The organism is Candidatus Methylomirabilota bacterium (genome assembly GCA_028870115.1).
Classification (GTDB): domain Bacteria; phylum Methylomirabilota; class Methylomirabilia; order Methylomirabilales; family Methylomirabilaceae; genus Methylomirabilis.
Genome location: JAGWQH010000029.1, coordinates 1 through 16,850, shown reverse-complemented (window position 1 = coordinate 16,850; position 16,850 = coordinate 1). Strand labels below are relative to the sequence as shown.

Annotated in this window: 14 protein-coding genes; 4 read left to right on the top strand and 10 right to left on the bottom strand. The window is 59.2% G+C overall.

Annotation, left to right across the window (positions count from 1 at the left end):
- Positions 1-350 precede the first annotated feature (350 nt).
- From KGL31_02780 to KGL31_02765, 4 genes are read left to right on the top strand one after another with little or no spacing between them, the layout of a single operon-like run.
- Entirely contained in the window at positions 351-2,117 is a 1,767-nt protein-coding gene (locus KGL31_02780) for a long-chain fatty acid--CoA ligase (GenBank protein ID MDE2320832.1), read from the top strand.
- A gap of 6 nt (positions 2,118-2,123) precedes the next feature.
- Positions 2,124-2,951: a DUF309 domain-containing protein gene (locus tag KGL31_02775; protein MDE2320831.1), complete on the top strand. Its 828-nt coding sequence runs from the start codon at positions 2,124-2,126 to the stop codon at positions 2,949-2,951.
- Between the two features lie 10 nt (positions 2,952-2,961).
- Positions 2,962-5,835, top strand: coding sequence for an MMPL family transporter (locus KGL31_02770; protein ID MDE2320830.1), 2,874 nt, complete (start codon positions 2,962-2,964; stop codon positions 5,833-5,835).
- Position 5,836: 1 nt separating this feature from the next.
- Positions 5,837-6,493 carry an ABC transporter substrate-binding protein gene (locus tag KGL31_02765; protein ID MDE2320829.1) on the top strand — a complete coding sequence of 219 codons (657 nt, stop codon included), beginning with the start codon at positions 5,837-5,839 and terminating at the stop codon, positions 6,491-6,493.
- 35 nt (positions 6,494-6,528) lie between these two features.
- Here KGL31_02765 and KGL31_02760 read toward each other — a convergent pair whose 3' ends face one another.
- The 10 genes from KGL31_02760 to KGL31_02715 all read right to left on the bottom strand — a co-directional run.
- Positions 6,529-7,902 carry an inositol-3-phosphate synthase gene (locus KGL31_02760; GenBank protein ID MDE2320828.1) on the bottom strand — a complete coding sequence of 458 codons (1,374 nt, stop codon included), beginning with the start codon at positions 7,900-7,902 and terminating at the stop codon, positions 6,529-6,531.
- Entirely contained in the window at positions 7,899-9,098 is a 1,200-nt protein-coding gene (locus KGL31_02755) for a CDP-alcohol phosphatidyltransferase family protein (GenBank protein ID MDE2320827.1), read from the bottom strand. Before KGL31_02755 ends, KGL31_02760 begins: the two co-directional genes overlap by 4 nt.
- 64 nt (positions 9,099-9,162) lie before the next feature.
- Entirely contained in the window at positions 9,163-10,221 is a 1,059-nt protein-coding gene (locus KGL31_02750) for a Gfo/Idh/MocA family oxidoreductase (GenBank protein ID MDE2320826.1), read from the bottom strand.
- A 14-nt stretch (positions 10,222-10,235) separates the two neighbouring features.
- Positions 10,236-11,597 carry an aspartate aminotransferase family protein gene (locus KGL31_02745; protein MDE2320825.1) on the bottom strand — a complete coding sequence of 454 codons (1,362 nt, stop codon included), beginning with the start codon at positions 11,595-11,597 and terminating at the stop codon, positions 10,236-10,238.
- The gene (locus KGL31_02740; protein ID MDE2320824.1) at positions 11,558-12,445 is read right to left on the bottom strand and encodes a hypothetical protein; all 888 of its coding nucleotides are present in this window, start codon (positions 12,443-12,445) and stop codon (positions 11,558-11,560) included. Before KGL31_02740 ends, KGL31_02745 begins: the two co-directional genes overlap by 40 nt.
- Positions 12,442-13,197, bottom strand: coding sequence for an NTP transferase domain-containing protein (locus tag KGL31_02735; protein ID MDE2320823.1), 756 nt, complete (start codon positions 13,195-13,197; stop codon positions 12,442-12,444). The genes KGL31_02740 and KGL31_02735 overlap by 4 nt, the downstream gene beginning before the upstream one ends.
- Entirely contained in the window at positions 13,194-13,880 is a 687-nt protein-coding gene (locus tag KGL31_02730) for an HAD family hydrolase (protein MDE2320822.1), read from the bottom strand. Before KGL31_02730 ends, KGL31_02735 begins: the two co-directional genes overlap by 4 nt.
- Positions 13,880-14,896 (bottom strand): flippase-like domain-containing protein, encoded by a 1,017-nt coding sequence (locus tag KGL31_02725; GenBank protein MDE2320821.1) that lies wholly within the window; start codon positions 14,894-14,896, stop codon positions 13,880-13,882. The genes KGL31_02730 and KGL31_02725 overlap by 1 nt, the downstream gene beginning before the upstream one ends.
- Positions 14,897-14,936: 40 nt before the next feature.
- Positions 14,937-16,490: a TldD/PmbA family protein gene (locus KGL31_02720; protein MDE2320820.1), complete on the bottom strand. Its 1,554-nt coding sequence runs from the start codon at positions 16,488-16,490 to the stop codon at positions 14,937-14,939.
- 14 nt (positions 16,491-16,504) lie between these two features.
- The coding region (locus KGL31_02715) for a TldD/PmbA family protein (GenBank protein MDE2320819.1) at positions 16,505-16,850 on the bottom strand (346 nt) is incomplete at its 5' end.

The window sequence follows — 16,850 nt, the reverse complement described above, 5'->3', positions numbered from 1 at the left end:
CGCCGTGATAGTAGCCACCATCCTTTTGTTTGCCGCATGATCGTCATGGCCGGATATCGGAAACGGGTTTCAGGCGTCGGGTTCTGATGCGTGCGACGCACGATTTCTGGTTGCGAATTCTCGCTGCCTTACGCTATCTTAAAGAGGTGCTCATCTGTGGCGCACCAATCCTGAGCCTGTCAACATCTGAGTCTATTGAAGGGGCGGAATGATTCCAGAACCAACTGGCCGCTTCTGAGGGTCCTCGATAATTCCAATAAGGCATCAACGACTATTCAAAGGCTTCGTATCCAGGGAGCGGCCATGGCGTCAACAGGAAACAAGGGTACTGGAAGTTGAAGGAGTACGGAATGGCGGGCACGGTTGCTGCCACGAATCAAGACTTTGACCGACCCTGGTTCGCCTACTATGACCCGTGGGTTCCAACGCGCCTCGAATATCCCGATATCCCGCTCCACCGCTTTCTATCAACCTCCGCCCAGAAGTATCCGGATCGAACAGCGATCATCTTCTATGGCAGGAGACTGACCTATCGAGCCCTGGACGAGGCCGCCACACGGTTTGCTGCCGCTCTCGCAGACCGCGGGCTGGCGAAGGGTGACAGGGTCTCGCTCTTTCTCCCGAACTGCCCCCAGATGGTCATCGCCTATTACGGTACCTTGCGGGCAGGAGGTCTCGCGGTCTCGACCAGCCCGCTCTACTCCACACGAGAGTTGGAGCACCAACTGAACGATTCCGGCGCCGAAACCATCGTTGTGTTGTCGAAGCTCTACCCGCTCGTCAAAGAGGTCGCCCCAAAGACCGGCCTCAAGCGGATCATTGTGACGAATATCAAGGAGTTTTTCCCGCCCATGCTCCGGCTGCTCTTCACTCTTCTGAAGGAAAAGCAGCAAGGACACCGACCCCTAGTAGAGCGAAAGCCTGGGACGGAGTGGTTTGCGGAGATGCTGGCCTCTGCTCCCGCGAAGCCCCCCGCAACCACGGTCGGCTCTGACGACCCGGCGCTGCTGCAGTACACCGGGGGCACGACAGGCTTGGCCAAGGGAGCGATGCTCACGCACAGGAACCTGGTAGGCAACACGGTACAGACCGCCGCGTGGCTGGTGAAGCCTGCCCTGAGCCCTGTCGAAGGGCCTGCCCCGCGCTCAGCCGAAAGGGAAAGCGGTAAAGCTGAGGTCTTCCTTGGGGCGATCCCGTTCTTCCACGTCTATGGGATGACGGTAGTAATGAATCTCTGCATCTCGCTGGGCCACACGATGGTGCTCTTGCCGCAATTCAAGGTGCAGGAAGTCCTGGAAACAATTGCCAAGTATCGGCCCACCTTCTTCCCCGGTGTCCCGACGATGTACGTGGCTATCAATAATTACCCGGAAGTCGGCAGATACAACCTCCATTCGATCAAGGCCTGCTTGAGCGGGGCGGCGCCATTGCCGATTGAGGTGGCCAACAGGTTCGAGGCATTGACCGGCGCTCGCCTTGTGGAGGGGTACGGGCTGACTGAGGCCTCTCCGGTCACGCACGCCAACCCGCTTTTTGGCGCCAGGAAGGCCGGGACGATCGGCCTGCCGCTCCCGGACACTGACGCCAAAATCGTGGATCTGGAGACCGGTGAGCGCACACTGCCGCCAAAGGAGATCGGCGAGGTAGCGGTCAAGGGCCCCCAGGTGATGGCAGAGTATTGGAATCAGCCGAGCGAAACCGCCATGGTACTCCGAGATGGATGGTTGTATACGGGCGATATCGGCTATATGGATGAGCAGGGCTACTTCACCATCGTAGATCGTAAAAAAGAGATGATCATCGCGGGCGGCTTTAACGTCTATCCCCGGGAGGTTGAAGAACCGTTGTATGAGCATCCAGGGGTCAAAGAGGCGGTAGCGGTGGGCCTGCCTGACCCATACCGTGGCGAGACAGTGAAGGTCTATGTCGTTCTGAAAGAGGGCGAGCGCGCCACTGAGCAGGAGATCATCGACTTTTGCAAGCAGAGAATGGCAAAGCACAAGGTGCCCACCTTGGTCGAGTTCAGGCAGGAGTTGCCGAAGACACTCGTAGGGAAGGTGCTCCGTCGTACCTTGCGCGAAGAGGAGATGGCCAAGCGAAACCCAGGAGGCACCTGAAACGCTTTGGGCGCTGGAGACCGGTCCAAGCAGGCCGTCGGATGTGTGATGCGGACTATCCCGCCGCCGATCCGGAGTATTGACCTCCGCGACCGGCTGAGCGAGTTGTTGAGTAACGCGCTCCAAATGGACAACCGGGCTGCGCCGCTGTACCTGCTCCGCTCGTTTGGGGATATGCTCAGCGGGCAGGGACAGGCCGGGGTGAGCCGTGATGCGCTGGTCAAGACGGCAGAACGGACGTTCGGTGAGGTCGGGATTGGGATGACTGCAGCCGAGGCGATCGATGAGCTGCTTGCGGCTCGTTTGTTACGCACCCTTGCCCAGGAGAGCGGGCAGGCTCAGCTGGCCTTCGGAGAGGCGCTGCAAGCGGAGCTGTCCGCTGTAACTGACAGGATTGACGCCTACTGCCGGGTGTTAGAGCGGGTGTCACGACGGAGGTCTCGCTCGGCCAGCCAGGTGGAGCGGTCGCTAGAAGAGGCTGCGTACCTCTTTAATGAGAGCCTGTTCTTCGAGGTGCACGAGGTCCTCGAGGCGGTATGGCTCACGGAAGCCGAGGGTGCGCGTCTTCTCTTGCAGGGACTTATCCAGATTGCAGTCGGGTTTCACCATCTGGAGAACAACAACATCAGGGGCGCCCTCTTCCTCCTGCAGGAAGGGATTGAAAAGGTTAAGAGGTATGGTTCGGATCGATGCGGCGTAGAGCTGGATCAGTTTCTGGCGCAGGTTGAGCGCGCCCGGCAGTCGATCGAATCGCTTGGAGAAGCGGCGTTTGACCTCTTCGATCGTCGGATGATCCCGAATATGCCCCTCATTGGAGTATACAGCCGGATATGAGGCCTGCCGAATGAGTCTTCGAAAGCTGCTGTCCCATACGGTCCTCGCCTACCCCAGGATCACGCTGGTTGCGGCGATACTGCTCACGCTGCTTTCAGTCTGGACATCGATTATGCGACTGAGCTTCACCTCCACGCATGAGGCGCTATCCCCCCTTAGCGGCCGGGTCGGCCAGGTTCAAGAACATTACAACCAGGCGTTCGGCGATCCGGACCGCGCGGTCATCGTTGTGGAGGCCAAAGATCAGGAACAGGCCAAGCGTTATGCCGCTGTCCTTGCCGGCCGGCTGGAGGCGTTGCCGGAGATTGAGGAGGTAATCTACCGCTTTGATCTCACATCGTTAGAGGATCATTTTCTGATGTACCTGACTCCACAAGAGATCAGCGACCTGCAGAGTAAGCTACAGGAGCATCGCTCACTGCTGGAGGAGCTGTCTGCCAATCCGGGCCTGAATCACCTGTTCCAACTGATCCATCGAGAGATCAGCGCGGCGTTGGTCGGTCATCTGTTTACAGGCTTCCTGGGCGAAGAGGAGAATGACGAGGCCAAGGGTCCTGTCGAGCTTCAGCCGCTTCTTGCGCTGCTCACGCAACTTGATGCGTGGGCGGCCGCCCCGCGGACCTACACCTCACCGTGGAAGCAGTTCATGGTCGAGGCCGATGAGAACGGCGAACGGGAAGGCTACCTATGGTCCGATAACAAACGGTTCCTATTTGTCCTGGCCACTGTGAAAGCGGATACGAAGAGCCTGCACAAGTTCGAGCGGCCGATTCAAGCGATCCGCCGGGAAATTCGACTACTGCAAGCGCGGTATCCGGGGGTCATGGCCGGCGTCACGGGGGGCCCGGCCCTCGAGACCGATGAGGTGACCGCCGCACAACGGGATTCCGGGCTGATGTCGCTCATCTCCCTCGGCGGTGTAGCTCTGTTGGTGGTGGTGGTCTTTCGGGGCGTGTTGAGACCCCTCATGGGGTTGATTGCGCTGGTCATGGGAATCTGCTGGGCCTTTGGGTTTGCCGCTGTGACAGTCGGCCATCTGAACATGCTGTCGATGGTCTTGGCGCCGATGCTGATAGGGATCGGGATGGACTACGGCATCCATCTTCTGGCCCGATACGAAGAGGAGCGGGCCGCCGGTCACCCGATTCGTGAGGCGTTGGAGCAGGCCTTTGAAGGGGCCGGTCCGGGGATCCTGCACGCGGCCGTGACGACCTCTGTCGCCCTCTTTACCCTCATTTTGACCGGGATCGGCATTTTGCAGGAGTTGGGCCTGATCACCGGGTGCGGCCTGCTGCTCACGCTGGTCTCGACTTTTGTCGTCTTCCCACCGCTGCTCCTGTTGTGGGATAAGCGGCCCGCCCTGCGTGCTTCGGCGGCGCTCACCGCAGCATCCGTCGAAGGGCGCGCCATCGGCAAGGCCAGCGAAGTCCACTGGCCGCTGCCGCACTTGCCGAGGCCCCCGGATTTTATGGAATTCTGGTATCGGCGCCCCCGTACCGTCCTTGTTCTATCATCGGTCGCGACAGTTTTGGCCCTGTATGCGATGAGCCGCATCGAATTCGACGGCAACGTCCTCCGCCTTCAGGCGGAAGGGACCGAGGCGGTGGACTGGGAGCTCAAGATCATCCGTCAGTCTGAGCGTTCGACCATCTATGGGGCGATTTTGGCCAAGAGTCTCGAAGAGGTCAGAACGAAGACTGAGGCCCTCGAAGCGCTCCCCTCGGTGAGCAAGGTCGAGAGTATCGCGATGGTTATCCCGGAGGATCAAGAGCGTAAGCTCCTACTGGCCCGCAAGCTCGAGCCGATCTTGGCCGGGGTGGACCTTTCGCGACTACCTCAGCCTGGCCCGGTCGATCTCGATGACCTGCTGAACACACTACATCGGGTCAAGGCCAAGATGCTGACGGAGGAGGATGCTGAGAAGTGGACCGGGAAGGAAAAGCCGCCCCTGGAACAGATGGCGCGAGTACGAAACCTGATCGATCAATTCGAGCGACGGCTCCAATACCGAGACCACGCAGAGATCGGTCGGAGACTTGCCGTTTTTCAGAGTAAACTGTTCCACGATTTCTATGATAAGATGTCGCTTCTCGCCAGGGCAGTGGCCTCCGGTCCGGTCGGGCTCAATGATGTGCCGAATGATCTGAAAGAGCAGTTCGTGGGGCGGGACGGTTCGTTTCTGCTTCGGGTCTATCCGCGAGGCGACCCGTGGGAGCTTGCCTCGCAGACTGCGTTCGTACGCGACCTGAGATCGGTTGATCCTGACGCTGTCGGCGACCCCGTGAAGGGATACGAAGTCATCACCGCGATGAAGCGAGGATATCAGCAGGTGGCGATCTATGCGTTGATCGGGGTGGCTGCGTTATTCTTACTGAATCTACGCGATCTGCGCTACTTCCTGCTGGCCAAGATCCCCTTGCTGATTGGAGCCATCTGGACCGCCGGCCTGATGCATCTCTTTCAGCTCAGGTTCAACCTGGCCAACTTGATTATCATCCCGCTGATTGTGGCGCCCGGGGTGGAGAATGGCCTATTGATTATCCATCGCTTCCGAGAGGAGGCGGAGGCCGCCGTGCTGCCAAGAAGCATCGGGAAGGGTGTGGCGCTCTCGTCACTGACAACTATGATCGGCTTCGGCAGCCTCCTTATTGCTCACCACCGCGGCGCATTCAGCATCGGTCTTCTGGTCACGCTGGGGGTTGGAGCCGTCCTGGTTGTCTCTGTTATCGTGTTGCCGGCCCTCCTCACCATCGTGGCCAGGCACCCATTAAAGAAAGCGGTGTTGGGTTCCGGGGGGTTCCGGGCTGAAAGCGTTACAGGACACATTGAATCGAGCACTCGGAGCATAGAACAGGAAACGGTATTTACCACAAAGGAGAAGTAACATGTCAGGTGCTGCAAGGTTGGCCGTACGAACGGGAGTATTCAGTGGAGCCGTAGCTCTGGGGTTGTTGGTCTTTGCGGCGTTCGCCTTCGCGAGCGGAACAACTGATCAGGTAAAAACCGAGCTGGATCAGCTTACCGCCATCGTGAAGGATCCCGCCTTACAGGAAAAGGCGAAGGAAGAGGTGCGGAAATCGATGGTCAAAGAGCGGATCTTACGCTGGTTCGATCTGCAGGAGATGGCGCGCCGCTCTCTGGCCGGCCACTGGGCAAAGCGATCAGGCCAGGAGCGAAAAGATTTCGTTGAGCTGTTCGGGGATCTGTTTGTAGAGTCCTATACAACGTTAGTGGTCGATCATCTCGGCGACCAACGGGTGAGCTACCTTTCGGAGAAGATCGATGCGCAGGACGCCATCGTCAAAACCAAGTTCCTCTCGAAAAGGAATGAGCCGACGTTTGTCGACTTTGCCCTCCTTCGCCGAGGCAACGACTGGGTCCCCTACGATGTGGTGATCGACGAGGTGAGCATCGTAGGAAATTATCGAAAACAGTTCGATAAGGTCATCCGGGACCAGTCGTATGAAGCCCTCGTCAAGAAGATGCAGCTCAAGCGAGAGTCGGAGGGGCTGGGGCGGGCGGCAAAGAAGGGGTCGATGTAGCCGCGCTGCTCCCTCGGCAAAGCCTCAGGACAGGCTCACGCCCCGCCCATGCCCGCTCGATAGGCATCTCCAGATTCGTAGTAATCAAGTCCGGAGTGGTCAAGCACCTCTTCTCCGACCAGGATGCGCAAGGTATTTGTCAGCTTCAGATGCTGGATAAACAGATCGTGCTCAGGCTTCAGGTCCGCTCGGGCCATCGGAGACTTGAAGTAGAACGAGAGCCACTCCTGTATGCCCGATAATCCGGCCCGCTGCGCCAGGTCCAGAAACAGCGTGAGGTCCAGGGCCACCGGCGCCGCCAGGATAGAATCCCGGCAGAGAAAGTTGATCTTGATCTGCATCGGCTGCCCGAGCCAACCAAAGATGTCGATGTTATCCCACCCCTCCTTGGCATCGCCGCGAGGCGGATAATACTCAATGCGGACCTTGTGGAAGACCTGCCCATACAGCTCCGGATAGAGCTCCGGCTGCACAATCGCCTCCAGCACCGAGCCCTTACTGACCTCTTTGGTTCTGAACGATCCCTGATCGTCCAACACCTCGCCGTCCCGGTTGCCCAGGATGTTGGTAGAGAACCAGCCGTTCAACCCCAGCATCTTGGCCTTCAGCCCGGGCGCGACCACGGTTTTCAGAAAGGTCTGGCCGGTCTTGAAATCCTTTCCGGCGATCGGAACGTGACGCTGATGAGCGAATTCGATCAGCGCCGGGATATCTACCGCCAAACTGGGTGAGCCGTTCGCAAAGGGGACACCGGCTGAGATGGCGGCGTAGGCATAGATCATGCTCGAAGAAATTTCCGGGGCGTTCGCCTTCAGGCCGGCCTCAAAGGCTTCAATGGTCTCGTGCACCGGCGCCGGCTGCATGAAGACCTCTGTCGATCCGCACCAGATCATAACGACCCGCTGCGTCCCTTCCCTCTGGCGGAATGCCTCGATATCTTCGATCAGCATGTCTGCCAGGTGCCGCTTGCTCAGACCTGACTTCAGGTTCGTCCCTGAGAGCCTTCGCACATAGGCTTGATCAAAGACTGCCGGCCACGGTCTCACCGCTTCCAGTTGGTCTTTGACCTGGTCCAGCAACTCTCTGGGCAGCACTCCGGCATGGCACGCGGTCTGATAGGCATCCTCGGGAAAAATATCCCAGCCGCCGAAGACCAGATTGTTCAGGTCGGCGAGGGGAACGACCTCCTTGATCGGCGCATAGCGAGGACTGGTCCGCTTACCCAGGCGCATGCGCTGCATCTGCGTGAGAGAGCCATACGGTTGGGACAGTCCCTTATTGATCAGGTGGACCCCCGCAATGAGCGTCGTCGCGACCGCCCCCAACCCCGGGATCAGTACGCCCAACTTACCATGAGGAGACGCAATGTCTCGCTTCAATTCGGGATAGAACGAACTCCTTTGACTCATGCCTGTACCCCTTCCCTATACGAGTTCCACAATACGACCATGAAAAAGATCGGCGCTCCAATCGCCGAGAGCACCAGAAACCAGTGTGCCTTTCCGAAGGCTGAGAGGATGAACACGAGGTAGATGAAATCCCGCCTTGCGAGGGCATCGGCAAGCACAGAAAGGCGGGATGGGACCTCAGAGGTGGTGATGGACGTAAAAAGCGGCCCCTCGGAACGCTTGTGCCGCATGGTCTGCCGATAGACGAATCCAGCCGACAGCAAGCCTCCCACCGTTGCGGAGCAGGCCAGCAGCAGCGGTAACAGCGCCCCGTCGGCCATCCACCATCCCAGACCGATGCATAGAAATACTGCCGAGTGAACGGCATTATCCCCCCAGAAATCCAGAAGACCGCCAAAACGGGATTCCAGATATTTGAGTCTGGCGATCTCCCCATCGCAGCCGTCCAGGATCGAATGCAGGAGGAACAACAGCGCGCCGATCAGTTGATACGCAGACGTAGACGAGAGGAAGAACAGCGCCCCCACGATACCGATTGCCACGCTCACGGCGGTCATCTGGTTCGGGGTGAGATCGGTGCCCACGAGGCGGCGCGTCACCGCCAGCGAGATCTTCCGTTCGACATGCCTCGACATGAAGCCTTCCGTATCTTTAATCAGACCCCTCAGGAGCCACCGCTCAGCATGAGGGAGATCCGCTCGGTTCGAGATCCTGACCCAGCGTCCGTCATCGATGGACACGCTCGCCTTGTGGTAGCTCTGCTCCAGCTCGAAGAACAGAGACCGGTCGTCGTTTGCGCGCTCGATCATTGACAGACAAGTTTTGGGATCGGCCGTCTCAACGGCGGCGATTCCGCTGGTGGGGACACATATCGCCTCAGGGTGTAACGGCATCTCAGTCAGATGCGTCAGGAGCAAGGGATGGGGAAGGATGTGGGCGGTCAGCACCAGGATACGATCGGAGGGTTGATAGCCGGCTAACCTGGCTGGAGGCAGCAGCACCGCCTTCGTTCCCTCCAGCAGCTTCCCGCACTCGAATGATCCATTATCGACAACCAGGATATCCCGACAGCCGGCGCGAGAGGCCATCAACACAATCCGTCGAAGCAACGGCAGCCCCAATACCACGGTATCCGGACCGACCTCGCCAGAGCCCTTTGAGATCATGATCACAATTGTGGCTGGCTTGCTGACCATCACTTCAGACCGTACGGTAGGGGCGCCGCCTACTGCGCCCTTATGGGCAGGGCGAGGCCTGCCCCTACAAGGCTAACGCCTTACCTCCTTGGCTGTCCGATTCCTTGGCGAGGTGCAGAAGCTGCACACAGCGCGACGCCATGGCCAGGTTCTCCCCGTCTCGCCCAGCGGCCGATATCTCCCGCAGAAACTCATCCCGTACCTGGCGAAACCATTCCGGGTGATGAGAGCCCTGCGAAAGCGGCTCCTCAAATGTCCAACTCTGCTCGCCCTCGTCGCGTTTCAACACCAGGGTGCCGTCCTCGATCCGGATCGTCCCACAGGTTCCTTCGATGACGGCCCGATTGCTCCGCGACGAAGAAGCCCACGTCAAAAGGATTTCGACTTCGGCTGCAGACGACCTTAGTCGAACATTCGCCGTATCCTCAACCGGCCACTCCGGATGCCGACGCTTTTCCAACGTGGCCGTGATCGTCCGAGGCGCCTCCCCCAGCCAGTCCAACACGATGTACAGAGCGTGGTAGCCGTGATCGAGCAGGATGCCGCCGCCGGCAATGGCCGGATCCAGCCGCCAGTTGCCTGTCCTGAGCATAGTCGAAGGATCACTGACCGCGCTGTCGACGGGACCCGAGGCCGACTGTACTGCGATCGACGGTTCGCGCCTGTGGACGTGCCAGCTTATATACTGTACGGTCCCGATCTGTCCTTGCCGGATCAGGGCTGTCGCCTGCATGATAATCGGCGCGTATCGCCAGTTGTGGACTGTATGGAGAATACGACCGCTTTCCGCCCTGGCATCACCGACCAGCCGCAACTCGTCCGGCGTGAGCACGAGCGGCTTTTCACACAGCACATGCAGCCCGCGACTCAAAGCCAGCCGTATCAGGGATGCGTGCGTTCCAGGGGGCGTGCAGATATCGACAAAGTCAATGGCCTCGGCAGCCAGCATCGCCGACACATCGGCATAGAGCCTCGCTCCCGGAAGACGCGATCGCTCCTGGGCGAGTCTCGATTCAAGGGCATCAGCGGCGGCAACAATCCAAGCCTGCTCGCATCCTTCCCATCCGACCAGATGCCCATTCACCGCCACATTGCCCAGGCCGATGATGGCCCCCTTCAACATCGCTCCCACATACCCTAACCCCTATACCCTGTTTTATTGAGTTCGGCAAAGGCCTCATCCAGGATAGCCAGACCTTCCAATGCCTGCTGTTCGGTGATGATGAGAGGCGGATTGATCCGGATGTTATAGGAATAGCACATGGCCAGCAGTCCCCGTTTGAGGCAACTCTGAAACAACTTCTGGGTGAGAGATTTCGGAAGCGGCTCCTTAGTCTGCCTATCCTTGACCAGTTCGATGCCGAGCAAGAGCCCTCGGCCCCGCACATCGCCGACAAATGAGTATTTCTCCTTCATCGCTTCCAGTTGCTTCAGCATGACCGCGCCGATACGCTTCGCATTCGCAACAAGCTGTTCCTTGAGAATCACCTCGAGAGCGGCCAGCCCGGCTGTTGCGGCGAGCGGATTGCCTCCATAGCTTGAGGAGCTGCCGCTCGGATTGCTGAAGGGCTTACTCGCCATCAGTTCTTGCGTCGAGATGACTCCGCTGACCGGGAACCCCCCGCCGATTCCCTTCCCGACGGTCATCACATCCGGCACAATCGGCTCGTGATCGCACCCCCACATCGAACCGGTGCGGCCGAAGCCTGTCAGCATCTCATCGGCAATCAACAGGGCGCCGCACTCCTTGGCAATCGCCTGCACCGCACTCAAGAACCCTGGGGGCGGAATGACGTTTCCGGCAGTCCCCTGGATCGGCTCCACGATAATGGCGGCAATCTCGCCCTGGGTCTGATAGCGGATGACCTCGCGCATGAAGTCCGCGCAGGCAATGCCGCAGTCGGGATAGCGGAGCCTCAAGGGACAGCGATAACAGTTCGCGTACGGGGCGCTGTAGAGGCCGGGGACAAACGGTCCCAACTGCTTCTTAAAGTCGTCCCCCAACAGCCCAAGGACACCGCCGGTCTTACCATGAAACGCGCCCCAGAATCCGACAAACTCGAACTTCTTCGTCACCGACTTGGCCAGTCGGAAGGCGGCCTCGACCGCTTCCGCGCCGCCGGAAAACATCTGGATCCGCTTGAGCCCTCGCGGCGTCACCGACGCTAACAGCGCGAGGAACCGGGCCCGATTCTCGGTGGTGAAGCTGCCGAACGTCAGCCGCTCGATCTGAGCCTTCATGGCTTCGACGTAGTGCGGGTGCGTATGCCCGATGCTCCCCACGCCGATTCCGGCCATGAAATCGAGATATCGGTTGCCGTCCTCATCGATCAGGGTGCACCCTTCCCCTCTTGCCATCGCCAATCCGGAATACAGTGCGATCGACTGCAGGCCCGGCGCCATATGGCGTTGCTCTCGGGCAACAATCGCCTTCGACCGTTTGCCGGGAATGTGTCGCTTCATTGGAGCGCTTCCCTCCTTACGCGATGCAGCAGCCATGCGGCGATCTGGGGAGCAGCCTCCTCGCGAAACAACGCAAACGACGGCCAGGCATTGATGTCGATGAGGAATATCTCCCCGCGAGGCGTGACGATGGCATCACCTCCGTACACCTCAAGACGAAGAGTTATAGCCGCACGCTGGGCAATGGCCTGCAAGGCCTCTTCCGAAAATGGATACCTGTTGAGCTCCTGATCTCGATGATAGAACCAGCGAAACCATTGCTCCTGCCGATTTTCACCATCTGATCTACCGATCCCGTAAAATTTGATCAGGTCTCCCGGCACGTGTCGCTGCAGAACAGCGCGGACAATCCCCCTGGTGTTCAGCGCGGCCAGCCTGTTGTACAACTCCTCCGGAAATCGCAGCAATTCAACATCCCCCGTCTGGGTATTGTGCACGTCGGCCCGCTTGACCCAGATCGGAAAAGGGGGTGTCGGGAGTTGCGGCGAAGACCGACCATGGTCGAAAGAGGTGCTCGAGATGACCTGGCTCTGCGGGATCGGAATCGCTGAGGCGAGAAGGAGCGGGATCATGCGGTCCCGATAGGTGTTCAACACAGCCTGCAGCGGGTTGACGTGCGGGATTCCTTTCATCTCCAGCGACTCAAGCGCGCCGAGGGCTTCCAACCGTTCGCACATCAGGAATACAAGTGACGGCGAAGGGTCGGCCACGAGCCCGGTTGCAGGATCGTCGATCGCGCCGAGTTCCTCCGGCCTCTTGAGGCTTACCTGGTAGCCCTCCGCTTCAATATATTTGGCCACAAGCCGCAGGATCTCCGCATCGTCGAATTCCCGACCCGGCGAGTGCTGCTGTTCACGATAGATCCCCCAAAGATGCGGTATCATTCGGCGCTGCCTCCGCTTTTACAGCCATGTTGTTGTACAACTGTTTCAGCCAGCTGCAGATCCTCGGACCGATCGACGTCGATAACCTGGTCCATCACCACCCCGTAGACCGACCCCCCCTCGGCGACCAGCCACGTCAAAAAGTCTCGAAGCCGACTCAATGTGGAGGGGTGGGGGGCCTGCGTAAAGATGGCGCCGGATACCAGATAGAGTCCGGCGGTCACAACATCACCCGAAGCGCCACCGATGGCCGTCACGCGCCCGGAGGGATCCATGGTTACCCAGAGAGGCTTCTCGTCGGCTACGAACGGTGTGACAGCGAGAACAACAGAAGCTTGACGGTAGCGCATCGCTTGATCGATGAATCGGTGAAACGCCGGCTCCGAACAGATCCAGTCCACAGTGGACATAAGGACACGGCCTGGACCGGATCGCCTGCCGACCTCCCAGAAGCTTTCATACGATGAGCGCGTCGTTTTTACGATGCATTGTATATCGAGGCTCGGGAACCGCTCCCGGATGAATGTGGCGCACTTCCGGTCGTCCTCGTTGAAGATGATCTGTAGCCGTGTAATACCGACCTTCACAAAGTTGCTCACCACCCGCTCGATCAGCGGGACACCGGCAACGGGCACCATCGACTTCGGCATCTTCAGGCCGTCCTGTTTCAACCGGGAACCTTCCCCGGCCGCAATGATACCCCCCGTGAGAAGTTCTCCTGGGTCCGCCAGAGGGGTTGTAAGTGGATTCACAGGAGCACCTCTTGAAGATCTGCGAAGGACTTGATGGTGAGATCGTCTGGGCAGCAGGGCGCGAGAGAACCGGAGTGATCCGAGATAAGCCAGACATGAGGCATCCCGAGGCCCTTCGCCCCCATCATATCTCGAGGTAATGAGTCCCCGACGAATATCGCCTCTCTCGGTTCCAGTTGCAACTGCGTCAGCGCGACCTGAAAGATCCTGGGATCCGGCTTGATAAACCCGACGCAGGCCGAGTCAACCATTACGCTCATGAATGGGGCAAGTCCTGTCTCGATGCAGACCTGTTCGAGATTGCCGTAGAAGTTCGAGACGATGCCGAGCCGAAATCGCGCCGACAGCTCGCGCAGGATCTCGAGATTGACGCGAATCTTATCCAACGAGTCCTGCAGAAACCGGTCGCACAGGCGCAATGCCAATCCCGAATCAGTGACATTCAACGCTTCCAGCACGCCTGTGACCAGGAGCAAGACGCTCTCCCGAAACGAGCAAGAAAGTCGCCGCGCCACCAGCGCATCATCGGCAGCATAGAACGCCCGTTCATATCGATCGCGGTCTACCCCCACCTGTTCAGCGAGGTAGAGCGGATAGAATCTGTCTTTCCAGGGAATCCCGTCGGCATCAAGGGTGCCTCCAAAGTCGAGCAGGACCGCCTTCGCCGATCTCTGGATGGCCATCAGCCGGCAACCTCCCCGGGCGCTCTTCCGATTCCCATCTTGATTGCGAGCAGGATGAGCAGGCCGGGAATAGCCCAGGTAACTTCTCTTCCCCGGCGAATAATGCTATAGACGGCGCCCTGCGCGGCGGGCAGTCCTAAGACCGAAAAGACTGCGACTCTCACCGTTTCAGCGCTCCCGACCCGCCCCGGGATAAAGAAGATGATGGTATTCAGCATCATCGCCAGGCTTTCCACTGCCACTGCCGTCCCGAGGCTCGGCTCCGCCGACAGTAGCTGCAGCACCACGTAGGTCTCGAGCAGACCGCCGCACCATCCCAGCAGGCACAGAAACGTCGCCCAGTAGAAGACCGGCATACGGGTCTTGTAGAAGAGGGCAAGCCACCGATCCAACGACGCGGTGGCATGCCATTCGGGCTTGATCTGCTCCGGTTTGATCCCGATTTTCACCAGCCCACGGATCAATGTCCCGAAGGCCCGCCTCTTCAGGACCCAGAAGGCGGCCACCACGACAACCCCCATCCCAGCCGGAAGCATAAGCGCAGCAACTCGAAGTCCGGTAGGAAGCGCGAACTGGGCCACCGCGATGCTCAAGCCCAGGCTGAGGAATAAGACCTGCGCCACAATCTCCGCATGTTTGTGAACCATGATCGAGGTCACCGATCGGCTGAATCCGACCGATCTGCTCAGCAGATGGGCCTTGACAGGTTCTCCGGCCAGGTTGGCGGGCGGAACAAAATAGTTGATAGAATCGCCGACAAGATAGACGCCGAACATCCGCCAGTACCCGATCCGTCTGGCCCTGGACCCGATCACGACCCACCATCCGGACATAAAGGCCATCTGCGCAAAGAGGTACAGAACCACCAGCAGAAAGAACCATTTTCCAATTACGGAGATATTGGCCCGAATCGCCGGCCATCCGATCCTCCCGCAGAGCCAGACGATTCCGACAAGCCCGAACAGGATGAGGAGGGATCGTAGCGCAGGTTTGAACCGTTGCAGAGCGCTGTTCATCGGGGATGTTGTGGATGCAGGATATTCATGCGCATACCGCTCACAGTTGTTCCATGAAGGCGGCAATCTCATCAAGCTTCACATTGCGTACGGCGATCTCAGGCGTATAGACCACCTCGTCTGCCGCCCAGACCAAGGTTCCCTTGACCTCCTTGCCGACTGCAACGATATGGGAAAGGATGGAGTGGATATTGTCGTTGATTCGCACCGTGTTTGGTTTCAGCGGCGCTGCAATCCGTCCATCCTTGATGATGTATGAGTCGCCGACGACTGTGCAGGTGAAGTCGCCCGCCCGCAGCCCATTGATGGGATACGTATACCAGATCCGACCGATCAACAGGCCGTCTTTGACGGTGGCAATCAGCTCGTCGAGGCTCTGATCTCCACCCTGTACGACCGCGTTGGTAGAGGCGATGCCAGGTTGGACACCGAACTGCCGTCCGCCGCCTGCCCAGAACCGGAAACCGTTGCGTGGAACGATCGCGCTGCCGTGCTGATTCGGGTCGACCCCCAGTTTCTCTGTGCTCCTGACATCTTTGAGAATCCGCTGCTGCTCATAATAGTTCGTGAGCAGCCCGACCAGCTTACCCCGCTGGATCAGCCGCGTTTTCCCAGTCGGCAGCCCTTCACAGGTAATCCCCTTACTGCCCATCAGCCCGCGCTGCGCACCATGGTCGTACACAGTCAACTGCTTCGATGCGATGCGCTTGCCGAGTCGTCCCATGAACGCGGAGCTGTCGCTGTAAAAGTTACCGAGGCTGAGGGATGGCAGAATCAGATTATTCAGGAGATCCGCGACCGGCTGACGCCCAAAGATGACCGTATACTGCCCGCCCTTGATCCGCTCCCCGCCGATCGCCGCGAGGGCGTTCTGCGCGGCTTCTACGCCGGCATCGTCAGTAAATTGATCCAGGCGGGTGCCGGCGGAGCAGCCGCTACCTTTGGAAGCTTTGGCCTCGACCATGGCAGTGATAAAGGCCATGATCAGCGTCGATTCGTCGGTCTGGGCCTCCGGCATCGCAGTCGAGGCAATCGCAATCCGCTCCTGCTGAATCGTGACGTCGCCGCCGACGATGAGGCCCAACTCTTTGATTCGGTCTTGGGTGCCCGCCAGGTCCAGCAGCCTGGGCGAGTTGAGAAAGGTCTTCAGGCTCCCCCGCAACACCCTCCAACCGACCTCAACCAGTTCCTCATCCCGAATCTTCATCAGCTTCAGATCGTGGTAGCGGCGGAGTCTTCGCCGCTCACCTGTCGGTCTCGGCAGCGACGAGAACTCGGGATCGGCGACGGCGCCGCGCCTAGCCTTCTCAAGGGCCCTTTTGACCCCGTCAAGACTCAGATCGCTCGGTTCGCTGCCGAACCCCAGCATGATACCGGCCTCCGTCTTGAAGGCCGCCGTGATTCCAAGACCGTACGATTCGCTCGATTTCGGCTCTTCGACGCCATTGCAGGGGATATGCGAGGTGTAGTTCAGCCGGGCCAGAAGGTTGCCGTTGCTTGCTGCGAACACCTCGGCCTCGGTCACCTGCTCGGCCGACTTCAGATACGCCAAGGCCTGTTCCACAGCCTTCGCGAGTTCAGCGGTTGACACCATCGTACGCCTCCGGGTTACTTGCTGATGCCGGTCAGACGCGCTCGACTACGGATAGTGGGGCCCCCATTGCCAAGCCGCTTGGTCTGCATCGGCTGGCCCTTGCCGCAATTGGGAATCGGGTAGAGACGGAAGTCGTTCCCCACGGCATCCACCTTCATCAGGTAGTCCTTCGTATCGGCCATGATCCCGCCATTACAGAACAGCTCTCCAATTTGCCCATGCCTGATCTCGTAGACCTTCATGGCGGTGATTCGGAAATTCTCACGCGATTCGGCAATCGAGGGAGTCCGGTGCCCCACGAGGTAGTAGCCGTGGGGAATCTCCCGGATAATCTCCTGGGGATCCCGTTCGCCTGGACCG

Bases quoted from the DNA above. Each gene is read 5' to 3' on its own strand.
- KGL31_02740 (MDE2320824.1), bottom strand. From the start codon at position 12,445: ATGATACCGCATCTTTGGGGGATCTATCGTGAACAGCAGCACTCGCCG.
- KGL31_02765 (MDE2320829.1), top strand. From the start codon at position 5,837: ATGTCAGGTGCTGCAAGGTTGGCCGTACGAACGGGAGTATTCAGTGGA.
- KGL31_02770 (MDE2320830.1), top strand. From the start codon at position 2,962: ATGAGTCTTCGAAAGCTGCTGTCCCATACGGTCCTCGCCTACCCCAGG.
- KGL31_02755 (MDE2320827.1), bottom strand. From the start codon at position 9,098: ATGGTCAGCAAGCCAGCCACAATTGTGATCATGATCTCAAAGGGCTCT.
- KGL31_02725 (MDE2320821.1), bottom strand. From the start codon at position 14,896: ATGAACAGCGCTCTGCAACGGTTCAAACCTGCGCTACGATCCCTCCTC.
- KGL31_02730 (MDE2320822.1), bottom strand. From the start codon at position 13,880: ATGGCCATCCAGAGATCGGCGAAGGCGGTCCTGCTCGACTTTGGAGGC.
- KGL31_02750 (MDE2320826.1), bottom strand. From the start codon at position 10,221: ATGTTGAAGGGGGCCATCATCGGCCTGGGCAATGTGGCGGTGAATGGG.
- KGL31_02780 (MDE2320832.1), top strand. From the start codon at position 351: ATGGCGGGCACGGTTGCTGCCACGAATCAAGACTTTGACCGACCCTGG.
- KGL31_02760 (MDE2320828.1), bottom strand. From the start codon at position 7,902: ATGAGTCAAAGGAGTTCGTTCTATCCCGAATTGAAGCGAGACATTGCG.
- KGL31_02745 (MDE2320825.1), bottom strand. From the start codon at position 11,597: ATGGCTGCTGCATCGCGTAAGGAGGGAAGCGCTCCAATGAAGCGACAC.
- KGL31_02720 (MDE2320820.1), bottom strand. From the start codon at position 16,490: ATGGTGTCAACCGCTGAACTCGCGAAGGCTGTGGAACAGGCCTTGGCG.